Origin of the sequence: Pseudomonas sp. NFX71, from assembly GCF_048079215.1 — a bacterium.
GTDB classification, from domain to species: domain Bacteria; phylum Pseudomonadota; class Gammaproteobacteria; order Pseudomonadales; family Pseudomonadaceae; genus Aquipseudomonas; species Aquipseudomonas fluorescens_B.
The window spans coordinates 2,837,150-2,854,105 of the sequence record NZ_CP182230.1; the positions used below are offsets into that span (position 1 = coordinate 2,837,150).

Below are 16,956 nucleotides of genomic sequence, written 5' to 3' on the forward strand. Positions count from 1 at the left end.
CGATGAGTTGCTGGCGCAGATCGAAAAACTCCAGGCCGAATACGGCCTGAAATTGCAGGACGCGCTGGGCTCAAGCAAAGCGGCGAGTGAAACTCTGGCCGCCCAGGCCGAGAGCAGTAAGGCAACGCTGAAAAAAGCCAGTGAACTGTTCGAAGAACAAGTGGTAATGGCCGACACCCTGGATGCGCCGTGGCAGGCCTTTTATGATCAGGTCACCGGCCTGATGGACCAGACTTATCAACTCAACGAAGCCACCCTGAAATTCCTCGACACCCAGTTGCAACAGCGGCTGACTCAGAACCGCACGCACATGGTCTTGCAGGCCGTCGCGTTGTCGGTGGTATTTGTGTTGATCTTCTACCTCTATGGCGGTTTCTACGCCTCGACCCGCACCACCCTCAAGCGTCTTGGCGCGATGATGGACAAGGTGGCAGCCGGTGACATGACCGTGACCTTCAACGCCAACAGCCGTGATGAGCTGGGCGAGTTGGGCGAGGTGTTCAACGGCACCGTGAAGAAAATCCATGACCTGATCGAGCGTGTGGGCCACACCGTCGGTGAAGTCGAGCGTCAGGCCGGTCAGGTCGAGAATGTGTCGGCCCAGAGTAACCAGGCCGTTGCGGGGCAGCGCACACAGATCGAACAGGTCGCCACGGCCATGAATCAGATGTCGGCCACGTCACTGGAGGTGGCTCGTAGTGCGGCGGCGGCGGTCAGCAGTGCCCACAGTGTCAACGACGAGACGGTCAGCGGTCGCGGTCTGGTGGAATCGCAACAGGGCAGCATTGCCGCACTGGCCAGCGAGATCGATCAATCGGTGCTGGTGATCAATCAACTGGCCAGCGACAGCCAGTCCATCAGTCGGGTGCTGGAGGTGATCAAGAGCATCGCCGAGCAGACTAACCTGCTGGCGCTCAACGCTGCCATCGAGGCGGCGAGGGCGGGCGAGCAGGGGCGTGGCTTCGCGGTGGTGGCGGACGAGGTCCGGACCCTGGCCAAACGCACCCAACAATCCACTGAAGAAATCGAGCAAATGATTGCCAAGCTGCACAGCGGTGTCGGCGCGGCGGTGAAAGCCATGGGCACCAGCCATCAAATGGCCAATGGCACGGTGGGGCAGTCGGAAAAGGTCCAGCAGGCGCTGGAAAATATCCTTGGGGCGGTGGGAATGATCGTCGATCAGAACCAGCAGATCGCCGCTGCCGTGGAACAACAGACCGCCGTGGCGCACGACATCGACCAGAACATCGTCGAGATCAACCGAGCCGGCGAGCGCACCGCCGAAGGCGCGCACCAGACCGAGAACGCCAGTCGGGCGTTGTCGGCTCAGGTGGTGGAGCTTAAACAGCTGATCAGCGCGTTCCGGGTCTAGAGAAAGTTAAACAACTCACAGGCATTGTTCGTGCTCGCGGTGGCCAGTTGTTCCGGACTGATCGCCATGATTTCAGCCAGCGCCGCACAGATCGCCGGCAAATGCGCCGGGCTGTTGCGTTGACCGGGAAACATGGCGGGCGCCATGTCCGGTGAGTCGGTTTCCAGCACCACCGACTCCAGCGGCAACTCGGCGAGGACGCGGTGCATGCGCAAGGCCTGCGGCCAGGTCGCCGCGCCGCCAAGACCCAGTTTGAAACCGAGCTTGATGTACTCGCGGGCCTCTTCCTTGCTGCCGGCGAAGGCGTGAATGATGCCCGCGCGTTTCAACTTGAACCGTTTGAGCGTGGCAATCACCGCCGCATGGCTGCGTCGCACATGAATCAGCGCCGGCAGATTGAAGTCCGCCGCCAGTTGCAATTGCGCGTCGAACAGCGCCTGCTGGCGCTGGCGATCGAGGGTTTCGATGAAGTAATCCAGGCCGATTTCGCCCACCGCACACAATTGGCGGTGACCGGCTAAACGCGTCAGCCAGTCGCCCAGCTCGTGCAAATCGTCGGGGCGATGATCCTCCAGATACACGGGGTGCAAACCGAACGCCGCATGCAGATCGGGATCGCTCAGCACCAAATCCCAGACGCGCTGCCAATTGGCCTGATAAACCCCCAGCACCACGATCCGTCGCACACCGAGGGCGCGGCTCTCGGCGAGCAGCGCCTGACGATCCTCGTCGAAATCCGGAAAATCCAGATGCGTGTGGGTGTCGATCAGCTCCACGGTTCAGTCCTGGCGAATACGCTGCTTGAAGGTCCGCGCGATGGCTTGCACGCCGGGCTGGTAATCGGATTGCTCGATGGCGGCGAGGGCCAGTTGCAGCGCTTTGTCGGCGATCAACTGGTGCTGCTGGGCCATGGCGTTGACCGGCAGCGGCAGGAAGTCCAGCAACTGCGTGTCACCGAACGTGCCGAGGCGCAGCGGACGGGTTTTCAACGGGAAGTCGTGCAGTGCGTCGAACACGCCCTGAAGCAACACGTAGGACGTGGTCACCAACGCGTCCGGCAGATGGCCCAGGCGCTGGATCATGTCTTCCATCAACTGTTTGCCGCACTCGCGGCTGAAGGATTCGCCGTGTTCGATCAGGATCTCGCCTTTGAACCCGGCCAGCGCTTCCTTGAACCCGGCCGCCCGCTCCTGGCTGATGCTCAGTTCGGGGCGTGCGCCGATCAGGGCGATCTGCTTGGGCAACGGGTCGAGCAGGCTTCGCGTCAGTTGCAGGCTGGCTTCGCGATCATCGCTGATCACCGAGCAGAAATGCTCAGGCTCCATGACCCGGTCAATGGCGATGATCGGGACACCCTTGGCTTGCAACTGACGGTAACTGTCGTCACCGGTCGGCAGGCAACTGGCGACGATCAACGCGTCGCAACGACGGGCGCGGAACAGTTGCAGCAATTGCCGTTCGCTGTCCGGCGCGTCGTCGGAGCTGGCGATCAGCAACTGATAACCACGGGCCCGGGCACCTTGTTCCAGCAGTTTGGCGATGCGTGCGTAGCTGGGGTTTTCCAGGTCCGGCAAAATGAAGCCCAACGTGCGGGTGTGCCGACTGCGCAGCCCGGCCGCCTGGGGGTTGGGCGTGAAGCCATGTTGCTCGACGACCGCGCGCACGCGCTCGACGGTGGCGCTGCTGATGCGTTGCTGTTCGGCCTTGCCATTGATGACATAACTGGCGGTGGTCACGGACACACCAGCCAGCTGGGCGATATCACTGAGTTTCAACTCGGGTTTTCCTTGTTTGTCGGCCGACATTTTCGCCAATCCTACCCGATTCGGGCAGGCAACTATTGTCGCAGCCAATCCGACAAGTTGGGCTTCAAGGATGGGACATAATCGAGTAACGTGCCAATCATTCTAGATTAAACGTTTCAGCAAGCGTATTTTCTACGTTTCAGGTGCATTTGGCCGGTTCTGCCGTGAAACCGCCAAAAGTGATGATTAAGCGCCTAAGCTGACTCATTCAAAACAATACCTGGCACCTCAAGGTGCCAAAAAGGAGAAAGCATGCTCGAGCTCACCATAGAGCAGATTTCCATGGGCCAGTCGGCCGTGGACAAGTCCGCAGCGTTGCAGTTACTGGCTCGGCATCTGGTCACCGATGGTCTTGTGGCCGAAGGTTATCTCGCCGGTTTGCAAGCACGCGAAGCCCAGGGCTCGACCTTTCTCGGCCAAGGTATTGCCATCCCCCACGGTACGCCGGAAACCCGCGACCAGGTGTTTTCCACCGGTGTGCGGCTGATGCAGTTTCCCGACGGCGTGGATTGGGGCGACGGCCAGATCGTTTACCTGGCGATCGGCATCGCCGCCAAATCCGATGAACACTTGCGGCTCCTGCAACTGCTGACCCGCGCCCTTGGCGAGACCGATCTGGGCCAGGCCCTGCGTCGCGCCAGCTCTGCCGAAGCCTTGCTGAAACTGCTGCAAGGCGCGCCGCAGGAGCTGGCGCTGGATGCACAGATGATCGGCCTGGGTGTGTCGGCCGATGACTTCGAAGAACTGGTCTGGCGCGGTGCCCGTTTGCTGCGTCAGGCAGATTGTGTGAGCAATGGTTTCTCCGCCGTGTTGCAACAGGTCGAAGCGCTGCCACTCGGCGATGGCCTGTGGTGGTTGCACAGCGAACAGACGGTCAAGCGTCCGGGCCTGGCCTTCGTCACCCCGGACAAACCGATGCGTTATCTCGGTCAGCCACTGAGTGGTCTGTTCTGCCTGGCCAGCCTCGGCGAGGCGCATCAGGCCTTGCTCGAACGCCTTTGCGCGCTGCTGATCGAAGGCCGTGGCCATGAACTGGGCCGCGCCACCAGTAGTCGTAAAGTCCTCGAAGTGCTCGGCGGTGAGTTGCCGGCGGACTGGCCGAGCGCGCGCATTGCACTGGCCAACGCCCACGGCTTGCACGCACGCCCGGCGAAAATCCTTGCGCAACTGGCGAAGAGTTTTGAAGGCGAGATTCGCGTCCGGCTCGTCGAGGGACAGGACAGCGCCGTGTCGGTGAAGAGCTTGAGCAAGTTGCTCAGCCTCGGCGCCCGTCGCGGCCAGGTACTCGAATTTGTCGCCGAGCCAAGCATTGCCGCCGACGCCTTGCCAGCCTTGCTGGCCGCGATCGAAGAAGGCCTCGGTGAAGAAGTCGAGCCATTGCCGGTGGTGAGCCAACAGCGCGAAGTCGTCGCGGATGTGGCCGAAGTGTTGCTCGCCCCGGCGTCCGGCAGCGTGGTTCAAGCCATACCGGCAGCACCGGGCATTGCCATCGGCCCGGCACACATTCAAGTGCTGCAAACCATCGAATACCCGTTGCGCGGTGAGTCTGCCGCCCTTGAACGCGAGCGCCTCAAGCAAGCGCTGGCAGATGTGCGTCGCGACATCGAAGGGTTGATCGAGCGCAGCAAATCCAAAGCCATTCGCGAAATCTTCATCACCCACCAGGAAATGCTCGACGACCCGGAATTGACCGATGAAGTCGAGACTCGTCTCAAGCAGGGCGAAAGCGCTGAAGCGGCGTGGATGGCCGTGATCGAAGCGGCGGCGACACAACAGGAAGCGCTGCAGGATGCCTTGCTCGCCGAGCGCGCGGCAGATTTGCGCGATATCGGCCGACGCGTGCTGGCGCAACTGAGCGGCGTCGAAACCCCGAGTGAACCTGATCAGCCGTACATTCTGGTGATGGATGAAGTCGGTCCTTCCGACGTGGCGCGTCTCGATCCTACCCGCGTCGCCGGCATTCTTACCGCCCGGGGCGGCGCCACTGCGCACAGCGCCATCGTCGCCCGTGCGCTCGGTATTCCGGCGTTGGTCGGCGCAGGGGCGGCGGTGTTGCTGCTGGCACCGGGCACGCCGTTGCTGCTCGACGGCCAGCGCGGTCGTTTGCATGTCGATGCCGATGCGGCGACCTTGCAGCGTGCCACCGAAGAGCGTGACACCCGCGAGCAACGCTTGAAAGCGGCGGCCGAACAGCGTCATCAACCGGCACTGACTACCGATGGTCACGCGGTGGAAGTGTTCGCCAACATCGGTGAAAGCGCCGGCGTCACCAGCGCTGTGGAGCAGGGTGCTGAAGGCATTGGCCTGCTGCGTACCGAACTGATTTTCATGGCCCACTCGCAAGCGCCGGACGAAGCGACCCAGGAAGTCGAATACCGTCGCGTGCTCGATGGCCTCGCTGGTCGCCCCCTGGTGGTGCGCACCCTCGACGTCGGCGGCGACAAACCGCTGCCGTATTGGCCGATCGCCAAGGAAGAGAACCCCTTCCTCGGCGTGCGCGGCATTCGCCTGACCTTGCAGCGTCCGCACATCATGGAAGCGCAATTGCGCGCCCTGCTGCGGGCTGCTGACAACCGCCCGCTGCGCATCATGTTCCCGATGGTCGGCAGCGTTGACGAGTGGCGGCAGGCGCGGGACATGACCGAACGGCTACGTCTGGAAATCCCGGTGGCGGACCTGCAACTGGGGATCATGATCGAGGTGCCATCGGCTGCACTGCTGGCGCCGGTGCTGGCCAAGGAAGTCGACTTCTTCAGCGTCGGCACCAACGACCTCACGCAATACACCCTGGCCATCGACCGTGGTCATCCGACCTTGTCGGCCCAGGCTGACGGCTTGCACCCGGCGGTGCTGCAACTGATCGACATCACCGTGCGCGCGGCCCATGCCCATGGCAAATGGGTCGGCGTGTGCGGCGAGCTGGCGGCCGATCCGCTGGCGGTGCCGGTGCTGGTCGGTCTCGGCGTGGACGAGTTGAGCGTGTCGGGCCGCAGCATTGCCGAGGTCAAGGCGCGCATTCGCGAACTCAGTCTGACCCAGACTCAAACCCTTGCCCGACAGGCCCTGGCCGTCGGCAGCGCCAATGAAGTGCGCGCATTAGTGGAGGCCCTGTAATGGCCAAAATCCTGACCCTGACCCTCAACCCGGCACTGGACCTGACGGTGCAGTTGCCGTGCCTTGAACCCGGCCAGGTCAATCGCAGCGACGAGATGCACACCCACGCCGCCGGTAAAGGCGTGAACGTGGCGCAGGTGCTGGTGGACCTTGGGCATTCGCTCACCGTCTGCGGTTTTCTCGGCGAAGACAATCTTCAGGCGTTCGAAACCCTGTTTGCCAAACGCGGTTTTGTCGACGCGTTTATCCGCGTCCCCGGCGAAACCCGCAGCAATATCAAACTGGCGGAACACGACGGGCGCATCACCGACATCAACGGCCCCGGCCCCTTGGTGAGTGCAGCGGCGCAGCAGGCGTTGCTGGATCGCCTCGATCAGATTGCGCCGGGTCATGATGCCGTCGTCGTTGCCGGCAGCCTGCCTCAGGGCATCAGTCCCGAGTGGTTGCAGGCGCTGATTGTGCGCTTGAAGAATCTTGGTTTGAACGTCGCCCTGGACACCAGTGGCGAAGCGTTGCGCGCGGCGCTCAAGGCCGGCCCGTGGCTGATCAAACCCAACACCGAAGAACTGGCCGAAGTGCTCGGCTGCGAAGTGGTGTCGGTCGCGGCTCAAGCCGAGGCAGCGAGCCGCTTGCATGCGCAAGGCATCGAGCACGTGGTGATTTCCCACGGCGCCGATGGCGTGAACTGGTTCAGTGTCGGTTCGGCGATGCATGCCACGCCACCCAAGGTTAGCGTCGCCAGCACGGTCGGGGCGGGTGATTCGCTGTTGGCCGGCATGCTCCACGGTCTGCTCAGCGCCGACACACCGGAACAGACCCTGCGCACCGCCACGGCGATTGCCGCGATGGCGGTGACCCAGATCGGTTTCGGCATCGGTGATGCGGCTCAATTGGCGCGGCTTGAACAGGGTGTGCGCGTGCGTCCCCTGACAGAACAATAAGAGGGTTTGTCATGAAGTTAGCCATTGTTACGGCTTGCCCCAACGGCATGGTCACCAGCGTGCTGTGCGCCCGTTTGCTCGATGCGGCAGCGCAGCGTCAGGGCTGGAGCACCAGTGTCGAAGTCAACGATGTCGCGCACCCTGAACGCCAATTGTCGGCGGCAACGATCGAGGCGGCCGAGTGGGTATTGCTGGTGACCAGCACGCCGGTGGACATGTCGCGATTCGTCGGCAAACGCGTGTTCCAGAGTACCCCGGCGCACGCCCTGCAAGATGTCGAAGCCGTGCTGCGTCGTGGTGCCGAAGAAGCTGAAGTTTACGTCGCACCTGCAGCGGTCGCCGAACCTGTAGCTGTCACGAAAAACGCACCCCGCCTGGTCGCGATCACCGCGTGCCCGACCGGCGTTGCTCATACCTTCATGGCCGCTGAAGCCTTGCAGCAAGCGGCGAAACGTTTGGGCTACGACCTGCAGATCGAAACACAAGGCTCGGTCGGTGCACGCAATCCGTTGAGCGCGACGGCAATTGCCGACGCCGACGTGGTGCTGCTGGCCTGCGATATCGAAGTCGCGACCGAGCGTTTTTCCGGCAAGAAAATCTACCGTTGCGGCACCGGCATCGCCTTGAAGCAAGCCGAAGCGACGCTGAACAAAGCGCTGGCCGAAGGCAAACAGGAAAGCGCCGCGACCGGCGCCAACGGCCCGGTCAAAAAGGAGAAGACCGGCGTCTACAAACACCTGCTGACCGGCGTGTCGTTCATGCTGCCGATGGTGGTGGCGGGCGGTCTGATGATCGCGTTGTCGTTCGTCTTCGGCATTACCGCCTTCAAGGAGGAAGGCACACTCGCCGCCGCCCTGATGCAGATTGGCGGCGAGACCGCGTTCAAACTGATGGTGCCATTGCTGGCGGGTTACATCGCCTACTCGATTGCCGACCGCCCGGGGCTTGCGCCGGGGATGATCGGTGGTCTGCTGGCGAGCACGTTGGGCGCCGGTTTCATCGGCGGGATCATTGCCGGTTTCATCGCCGGTTACGCGGCGCAGGCGATCAATCGGTATGCGCGTTTGCCACAAAGCCTTGAGGCGCTGAAACCGATCCTGATCATCCCGTTGCTGGCGAGTCTGTTCACCGGGTTGGTGATGATCTACGTGGTCGGCAAACCGGTGGCCGGGATGCTCGCGGGGCTCACGCATTTCCTCGACAGCATGGGCACCACCAACGCTATTCTGCTCGGCGTATTGCTGGGCAGCATGATGTGCGTCGACCTCGGTGGGCCGATCAACAAGGCGGCCTATGCGTTTTCGGTGGGGCTGCTGGCGTCGCAAAGTTATGCACCGATGGCGGCGACGATGGCCGCCGGGATGGTGCCGCCGATTGGCCTGGGCATCGCCACGTTCATTGCCCGACGCAAGTTCGCCCAGACTGAGCGCGAGGCCGGGAAAGCGGCACTGGTGCTGGGGCTGTGTTTTATCTCCGAAGGGGCGATTCCGTTTGCCGCCAAGGACCCGCTGCGGGTGATTCCGGCGAGCATTGCCGGTGGTGCGCTGACGGGCGCACTGTCGATGTATTTCGGCTGCAAACTGATGGCGCCGCACGGGGGATTGTTTGTGTTGGCGATTCCGAATGCGATCAACCATGCGTTGCTGTATTTGCTGGCGATTGTGGCCGGGAGTTTGCTGACGGCGGTGGTGTATGCGGTGGTCAAGCGGCCGGAAGTTGCTGAGCTGGCGGTAGAACCCGTCAGCGCCTGACGCAAACCTGCAGGAGCCAGGCTTGCTCGCGAAAGCGGTCTTTCAGCCAACATAGATGTTGAATGCGAGTCCGTCATCGCGGGCAAACCCGCTCCCACAGTGATCTCTTTCGTACACAAGATTTGTGGCAAACGCCTTAACCTGCGGGCTTGCCCGCGATGGCGTCAGTGGCAACACCATCAAGCCGGGGTTTTGTACTCATTCTCCCGCTGCAACGCCCGCGCCTGAACCACATCCAGCACCGTACAGCCCTCTCGCATCAGCAGATGCACGGCGCGGGTGATCCGCGTCAGATCACAATCGGAAATGTTTTTCAGATTCAGGCTGGTGAACGTGTCTGCCAGATCGCGAACAACGGTGAAGCGATGCATGGCGCAGGCGGTGAGTTCGCTGAGTTCTTTGTGGGTGTTGACGAAGAGCACCGGTGTTTCGGCGTCGTAGGTGTCGATCGGGAGGTAACGCGGCATGACTTGGAACATGATGTAACTCCTGTAATTGGAGCTACCACCACTCGCGGCCAAACGAGGGTGGCAGCCATACGCGGGTTGGCCGACCGGGTACAGGAACCGGCACACCCGAAGGTGTCCCACGCACAGCTGCCATAAAACAACGCCTCAGGCACGAAGTACCTGAGGAGGTGTTGTTACGCTGTAGCGTTCCTGCACCGACCGGCCAAGGTCGTTCGCGGTGTTTTCCGCGAGCCCGAACTATGGAGTCGATCCCGAAACGCGGCAACAAGATACGTTGTAGGAAACGTCTTGAAAAGTTGTGTGCCTCGCGATGATCATTTCCGCCCGTGTGGGAGAACGATGCAGGCCTTGTAGGAGCCGTGTCATCCGTGGGTCATGCAGGCGTGTTTTAGTTTTCCTTTTTCAGGGAGAACACCATGAGCGAATTCAACCTCGGTCGCCGTCGTGTCATGCAAGCGGTCGGCGCCGGGCTGTTGATGCCCAGCCTTGCACCGGCGGTGATTGCGTCGGTCAAGGACCGGCCGCAACTCACCGATGGCGTGCAGTCCGGCGACGTGCTGGGTGATCGGGCAATGGTCTGGAGCCGTAGCGATCGTGCGGCGCGGATGGTGGTGGAATGGGACACGCGGAGTCTGTTCACCAACCCTCGGCGTTTTGTCTCGCCACTGGCTGATGCCCGCAGCGATTTCACCGCGCGTGTGGAGCTCACCGGTCTGCCTGCCGATCAGGCGATTTTCTATCGCGTGCACTTCGAAGACGCCCAGAGCGGTGTCACCAGCGAACCCTGGTTCGGTCACCTGCGCAGCGTGCCGCAGACCCGGCGCGACATCCGTTTCGTCTGGAGCGGCGACACCGTCGGCCAGGGGTTCGGCATCAACCCGGAGATCGGCGGCATGCGCATCTACGAAGCCATGCGCCTGCGCCTGCCGGACTTCTTTATCCACAGCGGCGACACCATCTACGCCGACGGTCCGGTGCCCGCGCAGCTGACCACGGAAAGCGGCCGCGTGTGGCGCAACATCACCAGCGAGGCCAAGAGCAAAGTCGCCGAAACCCTCGATGAGTATCGCGGCAATTACCGTTACAACCTGATGGACGAAAACGTCCGTCGCTTCAACGCCGAAGTGCCGCAGATCTGGCAGTGGGACGACCACGAAGTGGTGAACAACTGGTCGCCGGGCAAGCAACTGGACGAGCGCTACAAGAGCAAGGATATCCACAGCCTGGTGGGGCGCGCGCGCCAGGCCTGGCTGGAATATGCACCGATGCGGTTGCAGAGCGCCGACGGTGGCGGGCGGATCTATCGCCAAATCAGTTATGGGCCGATGCTGGATGTGTTTGTGCTCGATATGCGCAGCTATCGCGAAGCCAATGACAACAATCTGGGGGCCGCCAAACCCTTTCTCGGACGTGAGCAACTGGACTGGCTCAAGCGTGAATTGAAGGCCTCCAGCGCCCAGTGGAAAGTCATCGCCGCCGACATGCCGATCGGTCTCGGCGTGCCCGATGGCGAAATCAGCCCCGGCGTGGCGCGCTGGGAAGCGGTGGCCAATGGCGATCCGGGACCGGCCCAGGGGCGAGAGCTGGAAATCGCTGAATTGCTCGGGTTTCTACGGGCGCAACAGGTGCGCAATTTCGTGTTCCTCACGGCGGATGTGCATTACTGCGCGGCACATCATTACCACCCGGATCGGGCGGCGTTTCAGGATTTCGAACCGTTCTGGGAGTTTGTCGCCGGGCCTTTGAATGCGGGGAGTTTCGGGCCTAACCCGCTGGATAAAACCTTCGGTCCTGAAGTGGTGTTCGAGAAGGCACCGCCGGCGCAGAACACCTCGCCGTTTGCCGGGTTTCAGTTTTTTGGCGAGGTGAATATCGAGGGAGCGACGGGGGCGATGAGTGTGGTATTGCGGGATCTGGATGGGGTGAGTGTGTTTGAGCAGAAATTGCAGCCAATGTAAGAACAAATAGGCATTACTGACTTGAGTGCGGTGACCGCTTATTGCCAATCAATATAATTGTCTGTCATTTCTTACAGGTGTTTTGTGGTGGGTTTTATTTAGGCTAAACCAAAACCAACCGAGTAATAGCTGATGAAATATATAAAAGGACAATCAGGGTCAGCATGGAAGACCGTTGTATCTCTGATCTTTTGTGCGCTCGCGCTCTCTGCTTGCAAAAAAACCAATGAAACTAATGCAGGTATATGTAATGGGGATTGGGGATTAGTCGCAGGTTGGGTTTGTGATATCGGTTTTCCCGGAAACGAAAAGAACTGCTTTATTTTCGCAAAGGATGTAGATCGTAACGGTGCTTACCGAAGCAATACGAGCGACGTCTGTATCCTTGATTACCAGATGGATCAAGAAGCCATCGACTGCGACAAGATGTGCCGGGATCACGACTGTTCTAAAGTTCGATGCCCGGCTGCTCAGGACGTCGAGCGTATTGATAAGCGGCTCAATATCAAAAAGCAGCCCACAAGCAGCGACCCATTGACGTCACCTTGAGCTTCGCGTTGAGAACCTGCCCTGACGGCACATTTTCATGTGACGTCAGGTTGTTCACTTTCCCTCAGTAAACATCTCGGCGATAGCGACCTTGCTCGATCAGGCGGTCGACCTCTTCAATCCCCAGCACTTCGTTGAGCACGTGATCCACCCCTGAAGCCATGCCCTGCAAGCTGCCGCAGATGTAAATCACGGCGCCGTCGGCCAGCCATTGCTTGAGCAGATTGGCCGATTCACGCAAGCGATCCTGCACGTAGATCTTTTCAGCCTGATCCCGCGAAAACGCCAGGTCCAGACGCTCGATGTCCCCGGAAATCAACCACTCTTCCAGCTCGGCACGGCACAGGTAGTCATGCTCGCGATTGCGCTCGCCAAACAGCAGCCAATGGCGAGTCTGCCCATCGGCAATCCGCGCCTTGAGCAAACTGCGCAGCCCGGCCAGGCCGGTGCCGTTGCCCAGCAGGATCATCGGCACCGGTTCGACCGGCAGATGGAAACCGCTGTTGCGCCGTACCCGCAGACTGAGGGTGCTGCCCACCGGCGCGTGTTCGGTCAGCCATCCGGAACCGACGCCCAGGCTGCCGTCGGAATGCACCTCCTGGCGCACGATCAGTTCCAGCACGCCGTCGGCGGCAATCGAGGCGATGGAGTATTCGCGCATGGCCAACGGCACCAGCGCGTCCACCAGTGCTTGCGCGTGCAGGCCGACTAGGTGGGTGCGGTTCGAAGGTAATTGGCGAGTGGCGAGTGCTTGTTCCAGCGATTGCGACAAGCCATCAAGCACCACCGCCGCCCGCCCATCGATCCCAAGACCATCGAGGAAATGCTCGATCACCCACGGGCAGTTGCGGGGCAACACTTCCACCAGGTCACCGGCCAGCCAGCTGCTGGTGGTCGGGGCGGTGAGGCCCAGCAAGTACACCGGCGAACCGTTGCTGTCCGGGTTCATCAATTCGCGGCGGGTGAGCGTCCAGTTGTCGTAGCTCGGTGCTTGCCAGGTGTCCACGGGCGCCTGTCCGGTCAGCAGGCCGAGTTGTTGCTGCCAGTGACGCAAGGCGTAAGGGTCGCCGCAATCGACTTCCACGGGCGCGAACAGGTGCTTGCCGCCGTGCTCGCCGAGCCAGGTGTGCAAGCGGCGAGCGAAACCGCAGAAGTGTTGGTACTGGCGATCACCGAGTCCGAGCACCGCGTAATTCAGGCTCTCCAGGCTCAACGCGCGGCCCAGTACCTTGCGTTCGAAACCGCGAGCGCTGTCCGGCGCTTCGCCGTCACCGAAGGTACTGACTACGAACAGCGCGTTATTGGAATCACGCAGGTCCTGCTCGCTGACAGTGGCCAGCGGCTGAACCTTCACCGGCAAGCCTGCCGCTTGCAGTTGCCCGGCGGTCTGCCACGCCAGTTGCTCGGCAAACCCGCTCTGGCTGGCGAAACCGATCAGCCACGCCGGGGCATCGCTGTCTGGTTGTTCAAGGCCCTTGCGGGCGTCCTTGATCTGCTTTTTCTTGCGTCGACGATCCAGGTACAGCAACCAGCCGGTGATGAAAAACAGCGGCATGGTCAGCGCGCTGAGTGTCAGGACGATCCGGCCGACAATCCCGAAGTAACTGCCGACGTGCAGCGCGTAGAGGCTGGTCAGTAGCTGCGCCTTGAAGCTTTTGTCGCTGTAGCGGTCGTGGCGTTTGACGAGGCCGGTGGCCGGATCGAGGGTGATCTGGTTCAGCGCGCGGTCGTGCGGCGAGGAGTCCAACAGGTAAAACACGGTCGCCGGTTGTCCGGCCACGGGCGGCATGCGGATGTTGTAGGCGCTCAGTGTCGGACCGGCAGCGCTGTAGATGCTGCTCCACATCGCGGCGTAATCGGCGGTCGGTGCCGGGCCATCAGGCGCAGGACCACGATTGCGAACCCGCTCGTTCTGCGGTGAGTCGGACAGCAATCGGGTCAGGCCTTTGTTGTACCACTCGTAGGACCAGGACAACCCGGTCAGTGCCGCCAGGAGGTAAAACACCAGGCACCAGGTGCCGGCCACCGAGTGCAAATCCCAGTTGAAGCTGCGGCCCTTTTTCTTCCAGTCGAGGGTCAGCCAGGCGCGCCAGCTTTTCCACTGGCGCGGCCAGCGCAGGTAAAGGCCGGACAGGCAGAAAAACACCAGGATCAGCGTGCAGGCGCCGGTGATTTGTCGACCGGTATCGCCCATGGCGAGGAAGCGGTGCAGTTGCAGCATCAGGCCGAAGAAATCCTGGCCGATGGCGTTGCCCATGAACTCGGCGGTATAGGGATCGAAGTAGCGCATCTCGCCGCGACGCTCGCCCGGTGGCGGGGTAAAGGACACCCGTGCGGCGTTGCCGCTGTCGGTGTCGACCCAGATCATCGCGACTTTCTTGCCTGAGGCGCCTTCGATTTTTTCCACCAGCTCAGCGGGCGGCAGCACGCCGGCGACCTGTTTCTCGACCTGCAACACCGACGGGTTCAGTGCGCGCAGGATTTCATCCTCAAACGACACTGTCGCCCCGGTGATGCCCATGAGGGCCAGGACCAGCCCGGCACTGATACCGAAAAACCAGTGCAACTGGAACAGGGTTTTCTTCAACACGTTGCTCGCCTTGTCCGTTCGAAAATTGTCATCACGGCGCGCATTATGCCGTGGGCTGTCGAGAAGCATTCTTTTTTACGCACAAAAGCCCCGTTCATGTGGATGAACGGGGCTTTGACCTCACGCTTCCATCAGAAGTGGAAGTTGGCGCTCAGCAGGGCGGTACGACCCGCCGCCACGTGGGCATAGTGCGTCTGGAACACCTGGTCGAAGTAACGCTTGTCGGTCAGGTTCTGTACGTTGAGTTGCAGGTCGACGTTTTTGGTCAGGCGGTAGCTGGCCATCGCGTCGTAGCGCCAGTAGGAAGGAATCTCCACCGAGTTGGCGATGTTGCCGAACTGCGAATCAACGAATGTGGCACCCGCACCGATGGTCAACTTTTCCGGTATCACGTCATAGGTCGACCACAGGGTGAAGTTGTTCCGCGGGGTGCTCGGCATATGGTTGCCTTCATCGGCGGCGAGGGTGGTTTTGACCACTTCGCTTTCCATGTAGGTGTAGCCGCCGTAGACCTTCCAGTGACGGGTCAGCTTGCCGGTGTAGGTCAGTTCCAGGCCGTTGACCTGCTGTTCGCCGTCCAGCACTTGCGTGGTGGCGCCATCCGGATCGTCGATGCGGGCGTTGGTTTTCTCGGTGCGGAACAGCGCTGCGGTCAACGACAGGTCATCACCGAAGAAGTCCCACTTGGTGCCGATCTCGTAGTTGCGGTTCTTTTCCGGGTCGAGGTCGCTGTTGTTGGCGGCCAGTTCCAGGCTGCCGTTGCCGCTGGTTTCGCCGGCCGGGTTGCTGGAGGTCGAGTAGGCCGCGTAAATGCTGCCGTTCGGCAATGGGTTATAGACCACACCAATCTGGTAGTTCACCAGGTCGCTGGTGTTCTCCCGGGAGAAATTGCCCGCTACCGATCCACGACCACCGGTGCTGTAACCGCTGGATTCGGTCTTGTAGTTGTCATAACGCAGGCCCAGGTTCAGGGACCACTGCTCGTTGAACTTCAGCGTGTCGAACACATAGGCGGCGGCAGTCTTGGTGTCGGTATCGGTGAACGCCGTGCTGTCGGTGATCCGTCCGTTCCAGTTATCCCCAGGCGTCGGATTTTGCAGGCTGGTGCAGTCGCCGGAGCGCAAGAGTGCTGGGTTGCACGTCGTGCCGCTGGCGGCCGACGTCAGGATATACGGGCGGTTGTGGGTGTCCTGATAAGAAAACTCGACACCGGTGACCAGGCTGTGTTCGATGGCGCCGGTGTCGAACCTGGCGCTCAGGTCGGTCTGGTTGATCCAGCCGCTGGACGTCGAGTTACGGTTCTTGGTGCCACGGTACACGCTGCCCCTGGCGACGTTGCCCTTGCTGTCGTCCGGGTTGGTGACGATGTAGTCCAGGGTCGAGCGGGACATGCGGAAGCTGTTGGACACGGTCAGGTCTTCATTCAGATCGTGCTCGATCTTGAAGGTGCCGCTGTCATTGGTGGTTTCGCGATAGTCGCGATTGGTGATGCCGTAGAAATTGTCGCGATCGACATGCACCGGCTTGTCGACGTTGTACTTGCTGCGGGCCGGGTTCAGGGTCAGCGGAATGCCGTAGTCCGGCATGTCATCGGTTTCGACGTGGTAGTAACCGAGGGTCACGCGGGTATCGGTGCCCAGGCCGAAAGCGAACGTCGGTGCCACACCCCAGCGGCTGACGTCGACGGTGTCACGGCCCGCGACATTGGCTTCGTGTTTCATCAGGTTCAGGCGCAAGGCCGAGGTATCGGTCATCTGCTGGTTCAGGTCGAGTGTGGTGCGCTTGGTCTGATCCGAGCCCCAGGTGAAGCCGCCGTTGTAGAAGCTGCCCAGTTTGGCGGTCTTGCTCACCAGGTTCAGGCTGCCACCGGTGGAGCCGGCGCCGGTGAAGGCCGACCCCGGGCCTTTGCTGACTTCGATCGACTCAACGTTGAAGATTTCGCGGCTCTGGGACGCCGGGTCGCGCATGCCGTCCACGAAGGTGTCGCTTTCAGCGTTGAAGCCACGAATGATCGGACGGTCGCCCGCCGGGTTGCCGCCTTCGCCAGCACCGAAGGTGATGCCCGGTGTGGTGCGCAAAGCGTCGACCAGGCTGGTGGCGCCGGTGTCGCGGATCACTTGCTGCGGAATCACGGTGACGCTTTTCGGCGTCTCGCGCAGCGGTGCGGTGTATTTCTTGTTGGCCGACGTATCGGTCTTGTAGGAGGTGTCGTCCTGAGCTTCGCCGGTGATGTCGGTAGCGCCCAGGGAAATCACATTGCCCGGTGCTTTTTCGTCGGTTTTTTCAGCCGCGAAAACCATGTGGCCCGCGGAGCCGGCGGTGATCGCCACGCCAATTGCAGAAGCGAGTAAACGCGGTGAACTGACCGGTGATTGTGGTTGTTGGCGTGACATGTGAATTCCCCTC

At 61.3% G+C, this 16,956-nt stretch carries 11 protein-coding genes; 6 read left to right on the plus strand and 5 right to left on the minus strand.

Translation table 11 applies throughout. The annotated features are described in order from the left end of the window. Nucleotides 1-667 precede the first annotated feature (667 nt). Nucleotides 668-1,372: a methyl-accepting chemotaxis protein gene (locus ACM1ZW_RS12995; RefSeq protein WP_414879635.1), complete on the plus strand. Its 705-nt coding sequence runs from the start codon at nucleotides 668-670 to the stop codon at nucleotides 1,370-1,372. Here the strand turns inward: ACM1ZW_RS12995 and ACM1ZW_RS13000 are convergent. Both ACM1ZW_RS13000 and cra read right to left on the minus strand, forming a co-directional pair. Beyond that, on the minus strand, nucleotides 1,369-2,148 hold the full coding sequence (locus tag ACM1ZW_RS13000; protein WP_414883457.1) for a TatD family hydrolase: 780 nt from the start codon (nucleotides 2,146-2,148) through the stop codon (nucleotides 1,369-1,371). The genes ACM1ZW_RS12995 and ACM1ZW_RS13000 overlap by 4 nt on opposite strands. Nucleotides 2,149-2,151: 3 nt before the next feature. Continuing rightward, nucleotides 2,152-3,147: a catabolite repressor/activator gene (gene cra / locus ACM1ZW_RS13005; protein WP_031318379.1), complete on the minus strand. Its 996-nt coding sequence runs from the start codon at nucleotides 3,145-3,147 to the stop codon at nucleotides 2,152-2,154. 282 nt (nucleotides 3,148-3,429) lie between these two features. Between cra and ptsP the strand changes: the two genes are divergently transcribed. Genes ptsP through ACM1ZW_RS13020 form a run of 3 tightly spaced genes read left to right on the plus strand, consistent with a single transcriptional unit; the run spans nucleotide 3,430 to nucleotide 8,983 of the window. Next, complete coding sequence (ptsP, locus tag ACM1ZW_RS13010; RefSeq protein ID WP_414883456.1) at nucleotides 3,430-6,291, plus strand: phosphoenolpyruvate--protein phosphotransferase; 2,862 nt, start codon at nucleotides 3,430-3,432, stop codon at nucleotides 6,289-6,291. After that, a complete protein-coding gene (pfkB, locus tag ACM1ZW_RS13015; RefSeq protein ID WP_017336488.1) occupies nucleotides 6,291-7,232 on the plus strand; it encodes a 1-phosphofructokinase in 942 nt (313 codons plus the stop codon). Before ptsP ends, pfkB begins: the two co-directional genes overlap by 1 nt. 11 nt (nucleotides 7,233-7,243) lie before the next feature. Next, nucleotides 7,244-8,983: a PTS fructose-like transporter subunit IIB gene (locus tag ACM1ZW_RS13020; protein WP_416740664.1), complete on the plus strand. Its 1,740-nt coding sequence runs from the start codon at nucleotides 7,244-7,246 to the stop codon at nucleotides 8,981-8,983. 179 nt (nucleotides 8,984-9,162) lie between these two features. Here the strand turns inward: ACM1ZW_RS13020 and ACM1ZW_RS13025 are convergent, their stop codons facing one another. Then, complete coding sequence (locus ACM1ZW_RS13025) at nucleotides 9,163-9,462, minus strand: hypothetical protein (protein WP_416740665.1); 300 nt, start codon at nucleotides 9,460-9,462, stop codon at nucleotides 9,163-9,165. Between the two features lie 407 nt (nucleotides 9,463-9,869). Here ACM1ZW_RS13025 and ACM1ZW_RS13030 point away from each other — a divergent pair, with 407 nt between their 5' ends. Both ACM1ZW_RS13030 and ACM1ZW_RS13035 read left to right on the plus strand, forming a co-directional pair. Beyond that, nucleotides 9,870-11,411 (plus strand): alkaline phosphatase D family protein, encoded by a 1,542-nt coding sequence (locus ACM1ZW_RS13030; protein WP_416740666.1) that lies wholly within the window; start codon nucleotides 9,870-9,872, stop codon nucleotides 11,409-11,411. Nucleotides 11,412-11,543: 132 nt separating this feature from the next. Further along, nucleotides 11,544-11,960, plus strand: a complete 417-nt coding sequence (locus ACM1ZW_RS13035) for a hypothetical protein (RefSeq protein ID WP_144425212.1) — start codon at nucleotides 11,544-11,546, stop codon at nucleotides 11,958-11,960. 64 nt (nucleotides 11,961-12,024) lie between these two features. On the opposite strand, the gene ACM1ZW_RS13040 is transcribed toward ACM1ZW_RS13035, so the two are convergent. Next, the gene (locus ACM1ZW_RS13040; protein WP_416740667.1) at nucleotides 12,025-14,550 is read right to left on the minus strand and encodes a PepSY domain-containing protein; all 2,526 of its coding nucleotides are present in this window, start codon (nucleotides 14,548-14,550) and stop codon (nucleotides 12,025-12,027) included. 131 nt (nucleotides 14,551-14,681) lie between these two features. Continuing rightward, nucleotides 14,682-16,943, minus strand: a complete 2,262-nt coding sequence (locus tag ACM1ZW_RS13045; protein WP_017336493.1) for a TonB-dependent receptor — start codon at nucleotides 16,941-16,943, stop codon at nucleotides 14,682-14,684. Nucleotides 16,944-16,956: the final 13 nt, after the last annotated feature.